General features: G+C 36.7%; 17 protein-coding genes. 8 read left to right on the top strand and 9 right to left on the bottom strand.

Going from position 1 to position 15,931, the window contains the following annotated elements; genetic code table 11:
* The first annotated feature begins 115 nt into the window (after window positions 1–115).
* Window positions 116–940 carry a thymidylate synthase gene (locus BLQ00_RS10125; protein WP_093144001.1) on the top strand — a complete coding sequence of 275 codons (825 nt, stop codon included), beginning with the start codon at window positions 116–118 and terminating at the stop codon, window positions 938–940.
* A 15-nt stretch (window positions 941–955) separates the two neighbouring features.
* Window positions 956–1,390 carry an energy transducer TonB gene (locus BLQ00_RS10120; RefSeq protein ID WP_093144000.1) on the top strand — a complete coding sequence of 145 codons (435 nt, stop codon included), beginning with the start codon at window positions 956–958 and terminating at the stop codon, window positions 1,388–1,390.
* Window positions 1,391–1,447: 57 nt separating this feature from the next.
* On the opposite strand, the gene BLQ00_RS10115 is transcribed toward BLQ00_RS10120, so the two are convergent.
* The gene (locus BLQ00_RS10115) at window positions 1,448–2,524 is read right to left on the bottom strand and encodes an aminotransferase class V-fold PLP-dependent enzyme (RefSeq protein WP_093143998.1); all 1,077 of its coding nucleotides are present in this window, start codon (window positions 2,522–2,524) and stop codon (window positions 1,448–1,450) included.
* Window positions 2,525–2,612: 88 nt separating this feature from the next.
* Here BLQ00_RS10115 and BLQ00_RS10110 point away from each other — a divergent pair, with 88 nt between their 5' ends.
* Genes BLQ00_RS10110 through fabD form a run of 3 tightly spaced genes read left to right on the top strand, consistent with a single transcriptional unit; the run spans window position 2,613 to window position 4,460 of the window.
* Window positions 2,613–3,044 (top strand): 2TM domain-containing protein, encoded by a 432-nt coding sequence (locus BLQ00_RS10110; protein WP_093143997.1) that lies wholly within the window; start codon window positions 2,613–2,615, stop codon window positions 3,042–3,044.
* Window positions 3,041–3,523: a dihydrofolate reductase gene (locus BLQ00_RS10105; RefSeq protein WP_093143995.1), complete on the top strand. Its 483-nt coding sequence runs from the start codon at window positions 3,041–3,043 to the stop codon at window positions 3,521–3,523. The genes BLQ00_RS10110 and BLQ00_RS10105 overlap by 4 nt, the downstream gene beginning before the upstream one ends.
* 55 nt (window positions 3,524–3,578) lie before the next feature.
* Complete coding sequence (gene fabD, locus BLQ00_RS10100) at window positions 3,579–4,460, top strand: ACP S-malonyltransferase (RefSeq protein ID WP_093143994.1); 882 nt, start codon at window positions 3,579–3,581, stop codon at window positions 4,458–4,460.
* Window positions 4,461–4,502: 42 nt separating this feature from the next.
* On the opposite strand, the gene BLQ00_RS10095 is transcribed toward fabD, so the two are convergent.
* The 3 genes from BLQ00_RS10095 to BLQ00_RS10085 form a co-directional block, all read right to left on the bottom strand.
* Window positions 4,503–4,694, bottom strand: coding sequence for a hypothetical protein (locus tag BLQ00_RS10095; protein WP_093143992.1), 192 nt, complete (start codon window positions 4,692–4,694; stop codon window positions 4,503–4,505).
* 98 nt (window positions 4,695–4,792) lie between these two features.
* Window positions 4,793–5,812: a UDP-glucose 4-epimerase GalE gene (gene galE / locus BLQ00_RS10090; RefSeq protein ID WP_093143991.1), complete on the bottom strand. Its 1,020-nt coding sequence runs from the start codon at window positions 5,810–5,812 to the stop codon at window positions 4,793–4,795.
* A complete protein-coding gene (locus BLQ00_RS10085; protein WP_093143989.1) occupies window positions 5,812–6,969 on the bottom strand; it encodes a DegT/DnrJ/EryC1/StrS family aminotransferase in 1,158 nt (385 codons plus the stop codon). The genes galE and BLQ00_RS10085 overlap by 1 nt, the downstream gene beginning before the upstream one ends.
* A 187-nt stretch (window positions 6,970–7,156) precedes the next feature.
* On the opposite strand from BLQ00_RS10085, the gene BLQ00_RS10080 reads away from it, so the two are divergent.
* On the top strand, window positions 7,157–8,365 hold the full coding sequence (locus BLQ00_RS10080; RefSeq protein WP_308425282.1) for a 3-deoxy-D-manno-octulosonic acid transferase: 1,209 nt from the start codon (window positions 7,157–7,159) through the stop codon (window positions 8,363–8,365).
* A gap of 1 nt (window position 8,366) precedes the next feature.
* On the opposite strand, the gene BLQ00_RS10075 is transcribed toward BLQ00_RS10080, so the two are convergent.
* Window positions 8,367–9,020, bottom strand: coding sequence for a DUF2461 domain-containing protein (locus BLQ00_RS10075; protein ID WP_093143985.1), 654 nt, complete (start codon window positions 9,018–9,020; stop codon window positions 8,367–8,369).
* Between the two features lie 114 nt (window positions 9,021–9,134).
* Here BLQ00_RS10075 and BLQ00_RS10070 point away from each other — a divergent pair, with 114 nt between their 5' ends.
* On the top strand, window positions 9,135–9,386 hold the full coding sequence (locus tag BLQ00_RS10070; protein ID WP_093143984.1) for a hypothetical protein: 252 nt from the start codon (window positions 9,135–9,137) through the stop codon (window positions 9,384–9,386).
* Between the two features lie 47 nt (window positions 9,387–9,433).
* Here the strand turns inward: BLQ00_RS10070 and BLQ00_RS10065 are convergent, their stop codons facing one another.
* Window positions 9,434–10,204 (bottom strand): XRE family transcriptional regulator, encoded by a 771-nt coding sequence (locus BLQ00_RS10065; protein ID WP_093143982.1) that lies wholly within the window; start codon window positions 10,202–10,204, stop codon window positions 9,434–9,436.
* Between the two features lie 172 nt (window positions 10,205–10,376).
* On the opposite strand from BLQ00_RS10065, the gene BLQ00_RS10060 reads away from it, so the two are divergent.
* Window positions 10,377–10,712 carry a hypothetical protein gene (locus BLQ00_RS10060; RefSeq protein ID WP_093143981.1) on the top strand — a complete coding sequence of 112 codons (336 nt, stop codon included), beginning with the start codon at window positions 10,377–10,379 and terminating at the stop codon, window positions 10,710–10,712.
* 77 nt (window positions 10,713–10,789) lie between these two features.
* Here the strand turns inward: BLQ00_RS10060 and BLQ00_RS10055 are convergent, their stop codons facing one another.
* The 3 genes from BLQ00_RS10055 to BLQ00_RS10045 all read right to left on the bottom strand — a co-directional run.
* Complete coding sequence (locus BLQ00_RS10055) at window positions 10,790–12,742, bottom strand: OmpA family protein (RefSeq protein WP_093143979.1); 1,953 nt, start codon at window positions 12,740–12,742, stop codon at window positions 10,790–10,792.
* A 20-nt stretch (window positions 12,743–12,762) separates the two neighbouring features.
* Entirely contained in the window at window positions 12,763–13,719 is a 957-nt protein-coding gene (locus BLQ00_RS10050; RefSeq protein WP_093143978.1) for a PorP/SprF family type IX secretion system membrane protein, read from the bottom strand.
* Window positions 13,720–13,774: 55 nt separating this feature from the next.
* Window positions 13,775–15,931, bottom strand: a 2,157-nt coding sequence (locus BLQ00_RS10045) for a T9SS type B sorting domain-containing protein (protein ID WP_139149386.1), incomplete at its 5' end; no start/stop codon positions are given.

Here is a 15,931-nt window from a genome sequence, read left to right as displayed (position 1 = left end):
AGCGTTACCCACTTCAATCGCTTCAAAACAGTTAATAACTTCTTCAAAAAGGGAATGCAAAGCGTTTTTAAACTACCGCTTGTTTTTTTACTTTTAGCACTCAAAGAAGAACCCTATGAAGCAGTATTTAGACCTTATAAAACATGTAGTAGAAAATGGAACTGAGAAGCACGATCGTACTGGTACAGGTACAAAAAGTGTGTTTGGTCATCAAATGCGATTTGATTTAAGCGAAGGGTTTCCGATGGTAACCACCAAAAAACTGCATTTAAAATCGATTATTTATGAGCTATTATGGTTTTTAAATGGCGATACTAACATCAAATATCTTCAAGAAAACGGCGTTCGAATTTGGAACGAATGGGCCAATGAAGACGGCGATTTAGGTCCTGTTTACGGACATCAATGGCGCAATTGGAACAATGAAGAAATCGATCAAATTTCTGAAATTGTAGAAACCTTAAAAAACAATCCAGACAGCCGACGCATGTTAGTAAGCGCCTGGAATCCTAGTGTAATGCCCAACTCTAGCGAATCGTTTGATACAAATGTAGCCAACGGAAAAGCAGCCCTACCTCCTTGTCATGCCTTTTTCCAATTTTACGTTGCCGATGGAAAACTTTCATGTCAGTTGTACCAACGAAGTGCCGATATCTTTTTAGGAGTCCCTTTTAATATTGCCTCATACGCGTTATTAACAATGATGATGGCACAGGTTTGTGGGTACGAAGCAGGAGATTTTGTACATACCTTTGGCGATGCTCATATTTACAACAATCACATGGAACAAATTGAGCTTCAATTGTCTCGAGAACCAAAGCCTTTGCCAAAAATGTTGCTAAATCCAGATGTAAAAGATATATTTGGCTTCAAATTTGATGACTTTACATTATCAGACTATAATCCCCACCCCCACATTAAAGGAGCCGTGGCCATTTAATTTAAAAACCTACTTATGAAAAAAGCACTAATTATTTTTAGTTTATTTGTTTCAACTGCACTATTCGCTCAACAAGAAGAATGGGGTGACGTAAACAAGAACACTGTTACCATGAAAGAAATTGCACCTGTTTGGCCAGGTTGCGAAGGAAGCAGCGCTTCAAAAAGAGATGCTTGTTTTGACCAAAAACTAGTACAACACATTACTAAAAACTTTAAATACCCTGCCAACGAATACAAAAACAACATTCAAGGAAAAGTTACCGTTAACTTTGTGATCAATGAAAAAGGGATGGTAGAAGTAAAAAGTGTAACTGGTGGAAACAAAGGATTACAAGACGAAGCCAAAAGAAACATCATGCAAATTCCTAAAATGAAACCTGGAATGTTAGGTGGAAAACCAAGAGCTATTAAATATACCGTTCCGTTTAGTTTTAAAACTGGGAGATAATAGTTGCTCATAGCAATCATAAAAATAAAAAACGCGCTCGATTTGGAGCGCGTTTTTTTATGCTAACACTGAAAGTAATTTTTCTAAGTCTTCTTCTGTATTGTAAAAATGAAATCCAACACGAATTCCATCGCCTCGTAGCGAACAGATAATTTTGTTTTCTTTTAGCTTCTGAAAGAGTTTTTCATCTCCTTTAATATTTAAAATATTTGAATGTTCTTTTCTATTTACTACGGAAGAATCTAACAACCCGAGTGCCGTAAATGCTACCCTTGCTTTTTCTGAAAGTGTTTTTATTTTTTCTGAAACCACCTCCATTCCAATCGCCTCAAAGTACAAAATAGACTGTTCTATACTTCCGTAATTAAGAGTGTCGTGATGTCCAGGTTCAAAATGTTTTACAAAACTGAAAGAATCACGCTTGCTAAAAACAGCATCTGCCGAATTAAACCCGATGGTCTTCGGAAAAATTCGTTTCTGCGCTTCTTCTTTCACAAAAAAGAGTCCGTTCCCATAGCCCGAAAGCATCCATTTATAAGTACTTGCTCCTAAAACATCCATACCACTTTCAGAAAAATCAAACTCAGAAGTGCCTAAAAATTGTGTTCCATCGGCGACAATTAGCAATTCAGGATGGTAGGCTTTCAAACGTTTTATAAACGAAAGGTCCATTTTAATTCCGCTCACATATTGCACGATGCTAAATGCAAAAATATCTGGCTGATGCTGTGCGATGGCATCTTCTACATTTTGCTCTAAATTTTCATCAATTTCGGCATAGCAAACATCAAAATCACGATTTTCGAGCGGCCAAGTTACAGACGGGTAATCCATTTTCAGAAGTAATACTTTCTGATTTTTAGGCAATCCTTCTAGCAAAGTGTTAAATCCGAAGGAAAAATTAGGAATCAAGGCTACTTCACTTTCCGAAGCACCAAAAAAACGAGCCGCTGAACTACGAATACACTCAATATGTGTTTTATGTTGATCTCTAAAAATACTAGATTGCTCCATAAGACTTAAATCTTGCTGCCTACGCCAATCGAAAAGAGGCTTTGATATTAGTCCGCTAGAAGCTGTGTTTAAGTACGTATAGTTGTTTAAAATTGGAAAATCTTTTTTTAAATCTTTCATAAAACAGAAGCAATAAATGAAAATTAGGTAATTTTACAGTAACACATACTTTCTATCTAGAAAGCACATGCTATAAAAGTAACTAACTATGTTTTCAAAAACTAAAAAAACAGAAAGATTAGACCCAGAACAACGAGAACAATACGAATATGCGCGCGCTAGAGTGAAGCAAAAGAAAAACTTGATGCGTCATTTTGTAGTGTTTTTAGCTGGCGCTATCTTTTTAGTGGTAATCAATCCCGTTTTAGGCTACGGAAATGATTTCTTTATTAAAGATTGGTTTGTTTGGGCCATTTTAATTTGGGCTTTTATATTTTTAATTCACCTTTTCAATGTTTTGATCATGAACACGTTTATGGGAAAAGAATGGGAAACAAAACAATTGGAAAAGCTTAAAGCAAAGCAAGAGAAACGCATTGCAGAACTTGATAAACAAATGGCGCAGGAAGCCATTGTGGAAGCCGTAAAAAAAAAGAAGGAACACGACACAATGCCTTCACCTCCAGCAATAGAAGAATGATTACACTTATAGCCGCTGCCGGCCTACATAACGAATTAGGGAAAGACAACGATTTGGTTTGGCATTTACCCGACGATTTTAAGCGTTTTAAACAGCTTACGACAGGGCATCATATTATTATGGGGCGAAAGACGTTTGAGTCTTTTCCGAAGCCATTGCCCAACAGAACACATTTGGTCATTACACGAAATAAAGATTACCAAAAAGAAGGTGCCGTTGTGGTTCATAGTATGGAAGAAGCACTAGAACTAGCGAAAGAAGATCCGCAACCCTTTATTATTGGCGGTGGCGAAATATACCATTTAGGGATTGCTTTAGCAGATAAAATTGAACTCACCCGCGTACAAGGAAATTTTGATGCAGATGCCTTTTTCCCTGAAATTCCGGAGGCTGAATGGAAACTAATTTCTGAAGTTACACATCCTAAAGATGAGAGGCACAACTACGCATTTAGCTACCAAACTTTTGTTCGTTTATAATTTCTTCGGAAGAATTGATTGAAAAACCTATTTTTGTAGCTTAAAACTTAGATTTATGAAGGCATATTTATTTCCTGGTCAAGGAGCCCAATTTTCAGGAATGGGATTAGATTTATACGAATCTTCTCAAAGAGCGAAAGAGCTATTTACCCAAGCCAACGAGACCTTAGGATTTGACATTACTAAAATCATGTTCGAAGGAACTGCGGATCAATTAAAAGAAACCAATGTAACACAACCCGCAATATTTTTACATTCTACTATTCTTGCTGAAGTACTAGGAACTTCTTTTCAACCAGATATGGTTGCTGGACACTCTTTAGGAGAAATCTCTGCATTAGTAGCCAACAGAACTATTGCTTTTAACGATGGATTAACCTTAGTTTACAAACGTGCTTTAGCAATGCAAAAAGCCTGTGAATTAACACCGTCAACCATGGCTGCTGTTTTAGGATTAGAAGATGCTATTGTGGAAGAAATTTGCGCGAAAACACCAGGTATTGTCGTAGCTGCTAATTACAACTGCCCAGGGCAATTGGTGATTTCTGGAGATATAGAAGCGGTAGGTCTTGCTTGTGAAGCTTTAAAAGAAGCGGGCGCTAGACGTGCATTGTTATTACCCGTTGGTGGCGCGTTTCACAGCCCATTAATGGAGCCTGCTCGCGAAGAATTAGCCCTTGCAATAAGCAATACCGTATTTACAGCACCTGCGTGTCCTATTTATCAAAATGTGAGCACACATGCTGTAACAGACCCTTCTGAGATAAAAGAAAACCTTATTTCGCAATTAACAGCTCCTGTAAAATGGACACAAAGCATTCAACACATGATTCAAGATGGTGCTACGAAGTTTATTGAAGTAGGCCCTGGAAATGTACTACAAGGATTGGTTAAAAAGATTAACCGAGAATCTGAAACTGAAAAAGCAACTTTATAAAGTACATACGCATAAAAAAAGCCCTCAAGTTGAGGGCTTTTTTTATGCGCTTAATTTGCAATGTTCGCAATCTTTTATTTCACCGTAATACGTTTCTCGGTATTTATGCAATGTTTTAAAAGGGATCGATAAAAAGGTTTTTCTGATGTAAACCACTTTGGCTGTAAACATCCCCATTTTTTGGGTAAACCGTTTTTCCTTTTTTGTTTTTCGTTGTACTGTTATCAAGTTCATAGTTCCTTTCTTTAGCGTGCAAAGGTAGAAAACTAAGTAGCGTATAGCTAGACATAACCGTTAAACGTTCGTTAAACGACTGTTAACAAGAAAATACATTATAAATTCCTGATTTTTTTCTCCCATTTCCAGGAAGAAATTAATGCGTCATCCAACGATTTTTCAGCTTTCCAGCCTAGTATCTCATTCGCCTTGGTGGTATCAGCATAGACCGAAATAACATCACCAGGACGTTTTTCAACGATTTTATAATTTAGTTTTTGATCTGTTACCTTTTCAAAAGTAGAAACCACTTCTAGCACAGAAGTTCCTTTTCCCGTTCCAATATTGAATACTTCCAGATTTGTCTCGTTCTTTTCAGAAAGTAATCGCTTTAAAGCAATTACGTGTGCTTTTGCCAAATCGACCACATGAATGTAATCACGAATACAACTTCCATCCGGCGTTGGATAATCATCGCCAAAAACTGACAACTGATTTCTCAATCCCGCTGCAGTTTGTGTGATAAATGGCACTAAGTTTTGAGGAACTCCAATAGGCAACTCACCTATACTTGCTGTTTCATGAGCTCCTATCGGATTAAAATAACGCAATGCGATTGCTTTTAATTCTGAAACGGAACACACATCAAAAAGAATCTCTTCACTAATTTGCTTTGTATTTCCGTACGGAGAAATTGCCTTTTTTATAGGTGCTTTTTCAGTAATAGGAAGGGAGTCTGGCTCACCATAAACAGTACAAGAAGAACTAAAAATAAAATTAGAAATCTTATGCGTTTCACACTCTTGAAGCATATAAACAAGGGTGTTCAAGTTGTTTTCATAATAGAGCAATGGATTGGTCACACTTTCACCAACGGCTTTACTTGCTGCAAAATGAATAATTCCATCAATATTAGTGTGCTTTTTAAAAAATGCTGAAACATCCGATTTCACACGCAAATCTAGCTTTTCAAATGTAGGTGCTTTTCCAGTAATTGAAATAATTCCTTCTAAAACGTCTAATGAAGAGTTTGAAAGGTTATCTACAATCACCACTTCAAAACCTGAATGTTGAAGTTCTACTACAGTGTGCGATCCAATATATCCTAAACCTCCTGTTACAAGTATTTTTTTCATTATTTGGCAATGAAATTTATAAGTGTTGTTGTAATAAATTCGATTTGTTCGTCGTCTAATTCGGTGTGCATTGGTAATGAAATCACTTCTTTTACCAACTGATTGGTTACTGGGAAATCTGCCTCATTGTAACGCGCATCCTTATATGCCTTCTGACTGTGTAATGGAATTGGATAATAAACACCACACGGAATTCCGTTCTCATTTAAATGTTTTACCAACCCATCTCGGTCTGCATTGATAATACGCAATGTATATTGATGATATACGTGACAATTACAGACATCATTTTTACACAATGCATCTAAAGTACATCCTGAAGGTGTGATAATCGTATCAATTCCAGAAAGTGCCTTTGTATATTTTCTAGCCGCAGTTCTTCTTGCAGCGTTATACTCATCTAAGTGAGGTAATTTAGCTCTCAAAACCGCTGCTTGAATAGAATCCAAACGAGAATTAACCCCCACAACATCGTGATGGTAGCGCTCGTACATTCCGTGATTCACTATCCCACGAATGCTGTATGCTAAATCATCATCATTGGTAAAAATCGCACCTCCATCGCCATAACAACCTAAATTTTTAGAAGGAAAAAAGGATGTAGAAGCAACGTGACCGATGGTTCCACTTTTCTTTCTGCTTCCATCTTTCGAAATATAATCGGCTCCAATACCCTGGGCATTGTCTTCAATTACAAATAAATTATGCTGTTCGGCAAGCTCCATAATTTCATCCATATTGGCCGTTAACCCAAATAAATGAACAGGAACTATCGCTTTTGTTTTTGGTGTAATTGCTTTTTTAATAGCATCAATATCGATGTTGAAGTTTATAGGATCTACATCTACCAAAACGGGAGTTAATTGCAATAAGGCAATCACCTCTACCGTAGCTGCAAATGTAAAATCGGCCGTAATTACTTCATCGCCGGGCTTTAACCCTAATCCCATCATAGCAATTTGAAGCGCATCGGTACCATTGGCACACGGAATTACGTGTTTTACTCCTAAATATTCTTCTAATTCCTTTTGAAATTGATGTACTTCTGGGCCGTTTATAAAAGCTGTGGTTTCAATTACTTCTTGAATAGAAGCATCTACTCGCTCTTTTATTTGTTGGTATTGACCTTTAAGGTCTACCATTTGTATTTTTCGCATATTCTTTATTGAAAAAATAGTAATCTTATAGTATCGTAAAATTACAAAAATAGAAAACGGCAAGCAATGTAATTACGCAAAGAAGCGTATTTTAGCACTTAGGTTTTACCTTATGCGGATATTATACACCATTTTAATAAAAATCACGAGCCTTTTTATAGGCATCTTACCTCTTTTTAGTAAAAAGATGAAGCTTTTTGTTTCTGGAAGAAAGGATGTTTTTAATACGCTTTCTGAAAACATAGCTCCCAACGAGACAACCCTTTGGTTTCATTGCGCTTCTTTGGGAGAGTTTGAACAAGGCGTTCCTATCATGAATGCTTGTAAACAACTACTTCCAAACCATAAAATTGTGGTTTCCTTTTTTTCTCCATCGGGATACGAGGTTAAGAAAAAGGACCCTATTGCCGATGTTGTTGTGTATTTGCCCTTAGACACCCTTCAAAATGCGAAAAAATTTATAGCGGCTACAAATCCCTCGTTAGCAATATTCATCAAATATGAATTTTGGCCTAATTACCTTTTCGAACTTCAAAAAAATAAGATTCCGACGCTGTTGGTCTCTGGATTATTTCGATCTAAACAATCCTTTTTTAAACCTTATGGCGGATTTATGCGAAAAGCACTTGGCACTTTTGACCATTTGTTTTTGCAAAATGAAAATTCGAAAGACTTACTTTCTAGTATTGGAATTTCCAATTTTACGGTAAGTGGCGATACTCGTTTTGATCGAGTTTCGCACCAAATTGAACAGAACAACACACTGGATTTTATGGAGCAATTTAAGGGAGATTCGCTGTGTATTGTCTGCGGAAGCACCTGGACAGAAGACGAAGTCGTATTATTAGACTCTATCAATGCAGCTTCAGAAAATGTAAAATTTGTGATTGCACCGCATAAAATTGAACCTTCAAAAATACATACCTTCAGAAAAAACATTCAGAAAAAAACAGCCTTATATTCTGAAGTGATATCACTTTCCGAAGTAAAAAAAACTAAAAACCTTTCCGAAGCAAACGTATTCATTATCGATATGGTAGGATTGCTTACCAAAATATACAACTACGCAGACATTGCGTATGTGGGAGGTGCGATGGGCGCTACGGGATTACATAATATTCTAGAACCTGCTACTTTTGGGGTTCCGATTGTGATTGGTAAAAATTTCGAGAAATTCCCAGAAGCTAAAAAACTACAACAATTGGCCGGATTATTTTCTGTTTCGAATGCACAAGAATGTACCGAAATACTAGAAAAATTAACCAACAACGCTTCTTTCAGAAATAAAACAGGAATGATTGCTGGACATTTTATCAATAACAATACTGGAGCCACTAAAACGGTAATGGATTATATTGAAAAACTAGACTCCTTAAAAAGCAAAACGAACGCTTAAGCTAAACACTAACGGCGTTATTTAAATACCTTCGGAAAGGCAGCAATTCTTGATACACTGCAATTACTTTTTCATTAAAATTAGCGTTACACACGTCTGCTTCGGAAAAAGAACAACCCACCGCAAACGACTTACGCCGTAATAAATCGATGTGTTTATGGTCTGTTGAAAAGCCTTTCGGTGCCGTTTTTAACGACTCACTTTCAATGAGACCGCCAAACATCTTTTTGAAGCTTTTTTTCTGAAGAATTTCCTGTAAAACGTCCCCATCATAATCTATGGCTTCCCGAATGCTTTTCAATAATTTAGAAGAAGGATGCCAGTAACCGCCACCTATAAAAGATCCATGAACACCTAACTCAATATAAAAATCACCTTGTTTGCTGCGTTGGTCTAATCCCGCTCCAAAATGATCTTTGTACGTAGGCTTATTGGGGTGATATAATAGGTTGTTATTTATTCTATTAATAGCTTTCTTACCAGGCGTATCAAAATAGTCTGCATCGATTGTTGCGAGGGTATCATTCATTGTTTGCAACCAAGCAATATAAAAATCTCTGACTTCAAAGTATTCTTTACGGTTGGCATCCATCCACTCTTTTGAATTGTTTTTCTGAAGCTTCCGAAGAAAATTAAACAATTTATTAAAATTCATTTATTTTGTTAATTTTATGTGTTTTACGCAATATTTATTAAATTATTAGCTATTGATTATGAAAAATTAACTTTTAAGGGTTTTACATTTGAACCATAATTAAAACCATCTATTATGAAAAAGTTAATTTTTATTGCGCTTACCGCAACATTCTTGACCACATCTTTTACTTCTTGTAGAGAGCAAAAATCTGAAAAAGAAGCTCTTATTGAAGAAATGCGAGATGAAGGCGCTGACATTAAAGTTAAAAAAGACGACGGTGAAACAAAAATTAAAATGGAAACCGACGACAAAAAAGTGAAAATTAAAACGGATGATGAGGGTAACACCAAAATCAAAGAAACCGATATGACTGATGATAACTAATACATCAGTATTGTAAAAAAAAGAGGCTTATAACTAAGCCTCTTTTTTTATGTGTTTAGGTTTCGTATTTGACCTTTTAATTCATTCATAGACTCTTGCAATTGCCGTAATAAAGTACTGTCTGAAGGTTCGTCGATTCCAAAAGTAAGTTTGCTATTTACCAACCACAACTCCTGAATATCTTGAATATTAATATTAATTGGAAGGTACTCTTCATTAAGAGAAATAAGCTTCACTTTTTCTGGCATATTAGGTACTTTCTGAAGTTTTTTTACCAAAACAGAATCTTTTAAAACTACGATATAGATTTTACTATCACTAGCTTCGGAAATACTGGGCACTGCTCTTCCTAAAACCCATTCATTGGGTCTAATATTAGGCAACATGCTATCTCCTTCAACCTGAAAACCGCGATAGGTTGCATTTCTGTATTCTGGCAAAGGAATGGAAAAGGCAGGCAATGTTTCATACCAATCGACATCTTGAATGTTATGCGGATACCCTGCAGCGGCTTTTTGATTGACCAAAAGGATGGTTTCTTTTTCGGAAGCATCTACCGTAATTACTTTTGGGCTTACATCATCCCCATGTATAGAAATATATTGTGTAAAGCTTTTTCCAAAAAGCCATAAGGGGTTAATATTAAACTGTCGAAGCAATTCCATGACAACTTTACCAGAAACTTTGGTTTTACCGCGTTCGATATCTGCCGTACTTCCCTTTATACCAATCACCTCTGCAAATGATTGCTGGGTATAATGCAAAGCCTCTCGCACTTTTTTAAAACGCTTTGCTTCTATTGAAAGATCTTTATCCATACTCAAATTTATACTATTTTTGGAATATTTCCAAGTAATAGTGGATTTTTTCCGAAGAATCGGTAAATGTTAAAAAAAAATATTTTATAAGCGTAACATTTGCCTTTGAAAGGTTGTTGTATTAAAAAAATAAGTACTTTTACCCACTATTAATCACTAATTTATATCAACAATGAAAAAATTAATTTTAACTTTTGCTTCAGTATGTTTAATCGCATCTGTTTACTCTTGTAGAGATACAGAAAAAAAAGCTGAAGATGCAGCTGATTCTATGGAAGAAGTAATGGAAGATGCAGCAGACACGACTAAAGATGCAATGGAAGATGCAGGTGACGCTATTGAAGACGCTACCGATGCAACTGGAGATGCTATTGAAGATGCAGTTGATGCAACTGGAGATGCATTAAAAGATGCTAAAGACGCAACTGAAGGTGCTGTAAAAGACGCTGGTGATGCAATTCAAAAAGGTGCTAAAGACACTAAAGACGCTATTAAAGGAGATCATTAATCCCTAGTAGCTCTTATAAAAATAAAAACCCACGCAAGTTGCGTGGGTTTTTTATTTACAATTAATTGTAGTAATCTTTAATTTTCGACTACAATAAACTCTGATCTTCTGTTTTGTTCATGAACGTAATCTTCACATTTTACACCATTTGAACAATGATTAAGCAGTGTCGTTTCCCCGTATCCCATGCCTGTTATTCTCGTTCTATCGATACCGCCTTCTTTTACAATGTAATCCATTGTTGCTTGCGCACGTTTTTGCGATAACGTTTTATTGTACGAATCTCTTCCACGGCTATCGGTATGCGAACGCACATCAATTTTCATTGTTGGGTATTCATTTAAAACCGCGATTACTTTTTGCAACTCAACAGCTGCGTCTGGTCTAATATTGTATCGATTTAAATCAAAATTAATCGGACTTAAATTTAATAATTTTGCTAAATCACTTCCTATACCAATGGGAGAAACATTTAAATCTTTTCCTTTTTTAAGCAGTAGTGTTTTTTCAATTACAGTTTTATTTGTTTCTGAAGAGGCAAACGACTTTTCTTCAGTTGAAAACCCTTCTTTCGTAGCACGAACTGAGTAGGCTTTTACACATTCTAAATTGAACGTAAAATGACCGTTAGCTTCCGAAGTACTTTCAGAAACAACTGTATTATTTTCATCTAACAAAACAACTTTAGCAGCAGCTATTGGCTCTTTACTTGTTTCATCTAAGATAAACCCATCCACAACTTGATCGCAAGTAATCACAAGCGGTGCTGTTCTTTTAAAGCTATAGATATCATCGTCGCCTACGCCTCCTTTTCTGTTGGAAGCGAAATAACCTGTATCTGTAGCGGCATTAATGATAAATGTAAAATCATCAAAAGGGCTATTAAGTGGTGCTCCTAGGTTGTACACTTTTTTAAAATGGTTTTCTCCATCAATTTCCGTCACAAAAATATCTAGTCCGCCAAGACCAACATGTCCATCTGAAGCGAAGTACAATTTGTTGTCTGAACTTACAAACGGAAATGTTTCTCTTTCTTTGGTATTAATTCCGTCGCCTAAACTTTCTGGAACTGAAAATCCTTCATCAGTAATGGTAACTTTATATAAATCTGATGCCCCTTTTCCTCCAGGCATGTCACTCGCAAAGTACAATGTTTTTTCGTCAACACTTAATGCTGGGTGTGCCACTGAGTATTCGTTATTATTGAAGGGTAGCTCTTCGATATCCCAATTTCCGTTTTCTTGTTTTTTACCTCTATAAAGCTTCAAACGATTGGTTCCGTTGGCATCTTTTTTATAATTTCCTTTTGTATAGTTGTTTCTTGTAAAATAAACCGCTTCTCCATCTTTGGTAAATACCGCTGTAGATTCGTGAAATTTAGTATTTACTTTTCCACTAAATGCTTCAACACTCTCTTCGGAAGCTTCTACGGAAATTGAATATAAGTCTAGAAAAGGCTGATCATTCCAGTTATGAGTTCTTGGTTTTTCTGATTTTTTTTGTCCATTTGAAGCAAATACCAATTTGTCTATATAGTAAGAAGGTGCAAAATCTGAAAGTTTTGTATTGAAGTTTACTTTGGCTACTTCAAAACGAGGTGCTTCAGAAATCTGTTTTAAATATCCTCTTTCGTTTGCAAAAAATACCGCACGATTATCGTTTCCGTTAATTGCATAAAATTTTTCCATGATATTGTCTGAAGCTCTATAACGTCTCAAACTCTTTAAAGACTGCGCATATCTGTACAAGTAATCTGGACTCACAGAGGGCCCATAACTATTGTATAGTTCTTCATACCATTTGGTAGCATTCTCATAGTCTGCTGTAAAGTAATAGGAATCTCCTAACTTTTGCAGCACATCTTGAGTTTTAAATCCATTTTCAACAACTTTTAAATAGGCTTGTTGCGCATCAATAAATGCATTTTCGTTGTATTCTTTATTTCCTTTTTTAATTTTCCCTTCTTGGGCGCTTACTAGCGATGAAGTTAAAAACGTAAAAGCTAAAAATAGTTTAAGTATATTTTTCATGTTCGAGTAAGTTTTGTCTATTAAAAGAATCTTGGAGAAACCATATTTTTAGAGTTCTTAAATATCTCGTATCGCAAGAAAACCTCAAAAGACCCATTGTTGTATTGTGTAAGCTCGGTAGTTTCACGGTCGTATGCCAAACCTAACATCAACTCTTCAGAAATTTGAAATCCAACCATCGCACTTAATGCAGCACTCCATCGATAAGCAGCTCCAAGCGTAAATTTTTCATTTACCAAAAAGTTTGCGGAAAGGTCTACCTGTAACGGAGCTCCTTCAACTAATTTCGTCAATACTGCTGGTTTAAATTTGATGTCTTCATTAAGATCGAAAACATACCCTGAAGTAAGGTAAAAATTGATTTTTTCCTTAGCAGTTGCACTAGATGTGCTATTTGGATCTACTGAAGATTCGTCAAAATGTTCCGTTTCTAAAATGTTTGGAGCACTTAATCCTAAGTAAAAATTATTCGTAAAATAATAAGCTCCAACTCCAAATTGAGGAGAAAACTTATTATCTATAAATACTTCCGCATCTGGATCTCCTGGATTGTATGCGCCTTCGTAAGCACGCTGTGTGTCTACATCTAATAAATGCGCCCCTCCTTTAATACCTAAGTTTAAACGCGCTTCATCTGAAACATGAAGTGTATAACTAAAATCTAAATCTAAATAGGTTTCTTGTGTAATAAAGATTTCATCGCGAACCGCATTAAGACCTAAGGAAACATTTTTTGCAATTGGCGAGTGCACAGATGCTGTAAATGTTTTTGGGGTTCCTTTGATGTTATTACCAAACCATTGATTTCTATACAGTCCTACAAAACTAAATACATCTCTAGCTCCTGCATATGCTGGATTTACACTCAATGTATTATACATATACTGAGTATATTGAGCATCTTGCTGTGCAGAGGCGATATTTGCGTACAATCCTAGGACGAAAAGCACCAAAAGAGTTAGTTTATTATTTCTCATATCGTTTATGTTTAGCCTGTCGAATGCATCATCCGACAGGCATTTTCTATAATTTCTAATTTCTGTTTATGTAAAGTGGACCGGCCATTTTCTTGGTTTCACCATTATCATTTACATATGTTATCACATAGTAATAAGTACCTACTGGTAGTTGTTCTGTTTCAGAAATGGTTACCCTTCCGTTTGAGATTCCGCGGAAGTAATTATCTCCAACACCATATTCTCTCGTTTCGAATACCTTCACACCCCATCTGTTATAGATTTCAACTGTGTTATTAGGGTATTTATCGATACCTCTAATTGTAAACACATCGTTTAGTCCATCACCGTTTGGCGTCATGATATCAAACACATCAAGATTATCTTCAGAAGTAATGTCTCCATTATTACACTCTAAGAAATCTGGAATTCCATTTCCATTCACATCACCCATCTCATCACCGTTAGGGATGCCGTCACCAGCACCGTCACAATCACAATCTGCGCTTAACCATATAACTGTTGGCGATACTGTTTGGCTCATATAATCGAAGTCGCAAACACTTAATGGGTCTGTACCATCAATAATCTCATCACCGTTGGTTACTCCATCTCCATCACAATCAAAGTCTAACCATTCTTGTGACGTTGGAAGTGTTTGACTTTCTAGAACAAAATCACACTGATCTAATGGGTTTGTACCATCATTGACTTCATCACCGTTGGTTACTCCATCATTATCGCAATCAAGTTCATTCCATACTGTAGTTGTTGGTAATGTCTGATTTGTACTATCGAAACTACAAGGGTTATAAGGATCTGTTCCTCCAGCAATTTCATCACCGTTAGTTATCCCATCACCGTCACAATCAAGATCGTTCCATGTAGTTGAAGGTAATGTTTGACTTCCTTCCACAAAGTCACATCCATTTTGCGGATCTGTACCATCGTTAATTTCATCACCATTGGTTACTCCATCACCATCACAGTCAAGATCATTCCATTCTGTGCTTGGATCTACTGTCTGACTTGTTATATCGAAGCTACAAGGGTCATTAGGATCTGTTCCATCGTTAATTTCATCACCATCTATCACACCGTCTCCGTCTGTATCTGAATTCTGTGGATCTGTACCTAAGACAACTTCGTTTCCATTACTGATTCCGTCGTTATCACAGTCTAAATCGTTCCATACGGCACTTGGATCAACTGTTTGACTTGCCAATACGAATGAACAAGGATCGGTTGGATCGGTTCCATCGGCAATCTCATCACCATTAGTAACTCCGTCTCCGTCACAATCAAGGTCGTTCCATTCGTTAGAAGGTGGTACTGTTTGACTTTCCGCAAGGAAATCACAAGGATCAGTTGGATCTGTACCGTTACTGATTTCAATACCATTTACAACTCCATCACCATCACAATCTAACGTATTCCATTCATTTGAAGGAGTCGTTGTTTGACTTGTGAATACGAATGAACAAGAATCTCCTGGATCGGTTCCATTAGCAATTTCATCACCATTAGTAACTCCATCACCATCACAATCTAAATCGTTCCATTCTGCACTTGGATCTACTGTCTGACTTGTTACATCGAAGTCACAAGGATCAATAGGATCAGTTCCATCGTTAACTTCATCACCGTCAATTACACCATCACCATCTGTATCTGAATTCTGCGGATCGGTTCCTAAGATAATCTCGTCGCCATTACTGATTCCGTCATTATCACAGTCTAAGTCATTCCATACGGTACTAGTTGGTACTGTTTGACTCGCTAACACAAATTCACAAGGGTCAGTTGGATCTGTTCCGTCGATAATCTCATCGCCATCAGTTACTCCATCTCCATCTGTATCTGGATTTAATGGATCAGTTCCTAAGATAACTTCGTCACCATTATTGATTCCGTCATTATCACAATCTAAATCGTTCCATTCTGCACTTGGATCTACTGTCTGACTTGTTACATCGAAGTCACAAGGATCGGTTGGGTCGGTTCCGTCGATAATCTCATCGCCGTCAGTTACTCCATCGCCATCGGTATCTGGATTTAGTGGGTCCGTTCCATTGGCAATCTCATCACCATTGGTAACACCATCGTTATCACAATCTAAATCGTTCCATACGGTAGAAGTTGGTACTGTTTGACTTGTTACTACAAATTCACAAGGATCGGTTGGGTCGGTTCCGTCAATAATCTCATCGCCGTCAGTTACTCCATCGCCGTC

Origin of the sequence: Ulvibacter litoralis, assembly GCF_900102055.1 — a bacterium.
In the GTDB taxonomy this organism is placed as follows: Bacteria; Bacteroidota; Bacteroidia; order Flavobacteriales; family Flavobacteriaceae; genus Ulvibacter; species Ulvibacter litoralis.
The sequence above is the reverse complement of the archived record's forward strand: the minus strand, read 5'-3'. Positions and strand labels throughout refer to the sequence as shown.

Bases quoted from the DNA above. Each gene is read 5' to 3' on its own strand.
- BLQ00_RS10125 (WP_093144001.1), top strand. From the start codon at position 116: ATGAAGCAGTATTTAGACCTTATAAAACATGTAGTAGAAAATGGAACT.
- BLQ00_RS10120 (WP_093144000.1), top strand. From the start codon at position 956: ATGAAAAAAGCACTAATTATTTTTAGTTTATTTGTTTCAACTGCACTA.
- BLQ00_RS10115 (WP_093143998.1), bottom strand. From the start codon at position 2,524: ATGAAAGATTTAAAAAAAGATTTTCCAATTTTAAACAACTATACGTAC.
- BLQ00_RS10110 (WP_093143997.1), top strand. From the start codon at position 2,613: ATGTTTTCAAAAACTAAAAAAACAGAAAGATTAGACCCAGAACAACGA.
- BLQ00_RS10105 (WP_093143995.1), top strand. From the start codon at position 3,041: ATGATTACACTTATAGCCGCTGCCGGCCTACATAACGAATTAGGGAAA.
- fabD (WP_093143994.1), top strand. From the start codon at position 3,579: ATGAAGGCATATTTATTTCCTGGTCAAGGAGCCCAATTTTCAGGAATG.
- BLQ00_RS10095 (WP_093143992.1), bottom strand. From the start codon at position 4,694: ATGAACTTGATAACAGTACAACGAAAAACAAAAAAGGAAAAACGGTTT.
- galE (WP_093143991.1), bottom strand. From the start codon at position 5,812: ATGAAAAAAATACTTGTAACAGGAGGTTTAGGATATATTGGATCGCAC.
- BLQ00_RS10085 (WP_093143989.1), bottom strand. From the start codon at position 6,969: ATGCGAAAAATACAAATGGTAGACCTTAAAGGTCAATACCAACAAATA.
- BLQ00_RS10080 (WP_308425282.1), top strand. From the start codon at position 7,157: ATGAAGCTTTTTGTTTCTGGAAGAAAGGATGTTTTTAATACGCTTTCT.
- BLQ00_RS10075 (WP_093143985.1), bottom strand. From the start codon at position 9,020: ATGAATTTTAATAAATTGTTTAATTTTCTTCGGAAGCTTCAGAAAAAC.
- BLQ00_RS10070 (WP_093143984.1), top strand. From the start codon at position 9,135: ATGAAAAAGTTAATTTTTATTGCGCTTACCGCAACATTCTTGACCACA.
- BLQ00_RS10065 (WP_093143982.1), bottom strand. From the start codon at position 10,204: ATGGATAAAGATCTTTCAATAGAAGCAAAGCGTTTTAAAAAAGTGCGA.
- BLQ00_RS10060 (WP_093143981.1), top strand. From the start codon at position 10,377: ATGAAAAAATTAATTTTAACTTTTGCTTCAGTATGTTTAATCGCATCT.
- BLQ00_RS10055 (WP_093143979.1), bottom strand. From the start codon at position 12,742: ATGAAAAATATACTTAAACTATTTTTAGCTTTTACGTTTTTAACTTCA.
- BLQ00_RS10050 (WP_093143978.1), bottom strand. From the start codon at position 13,719: ATGAGAAATAATAAACTAACTCTTTTGGTGCTTTTCGTCCTAGGATTG.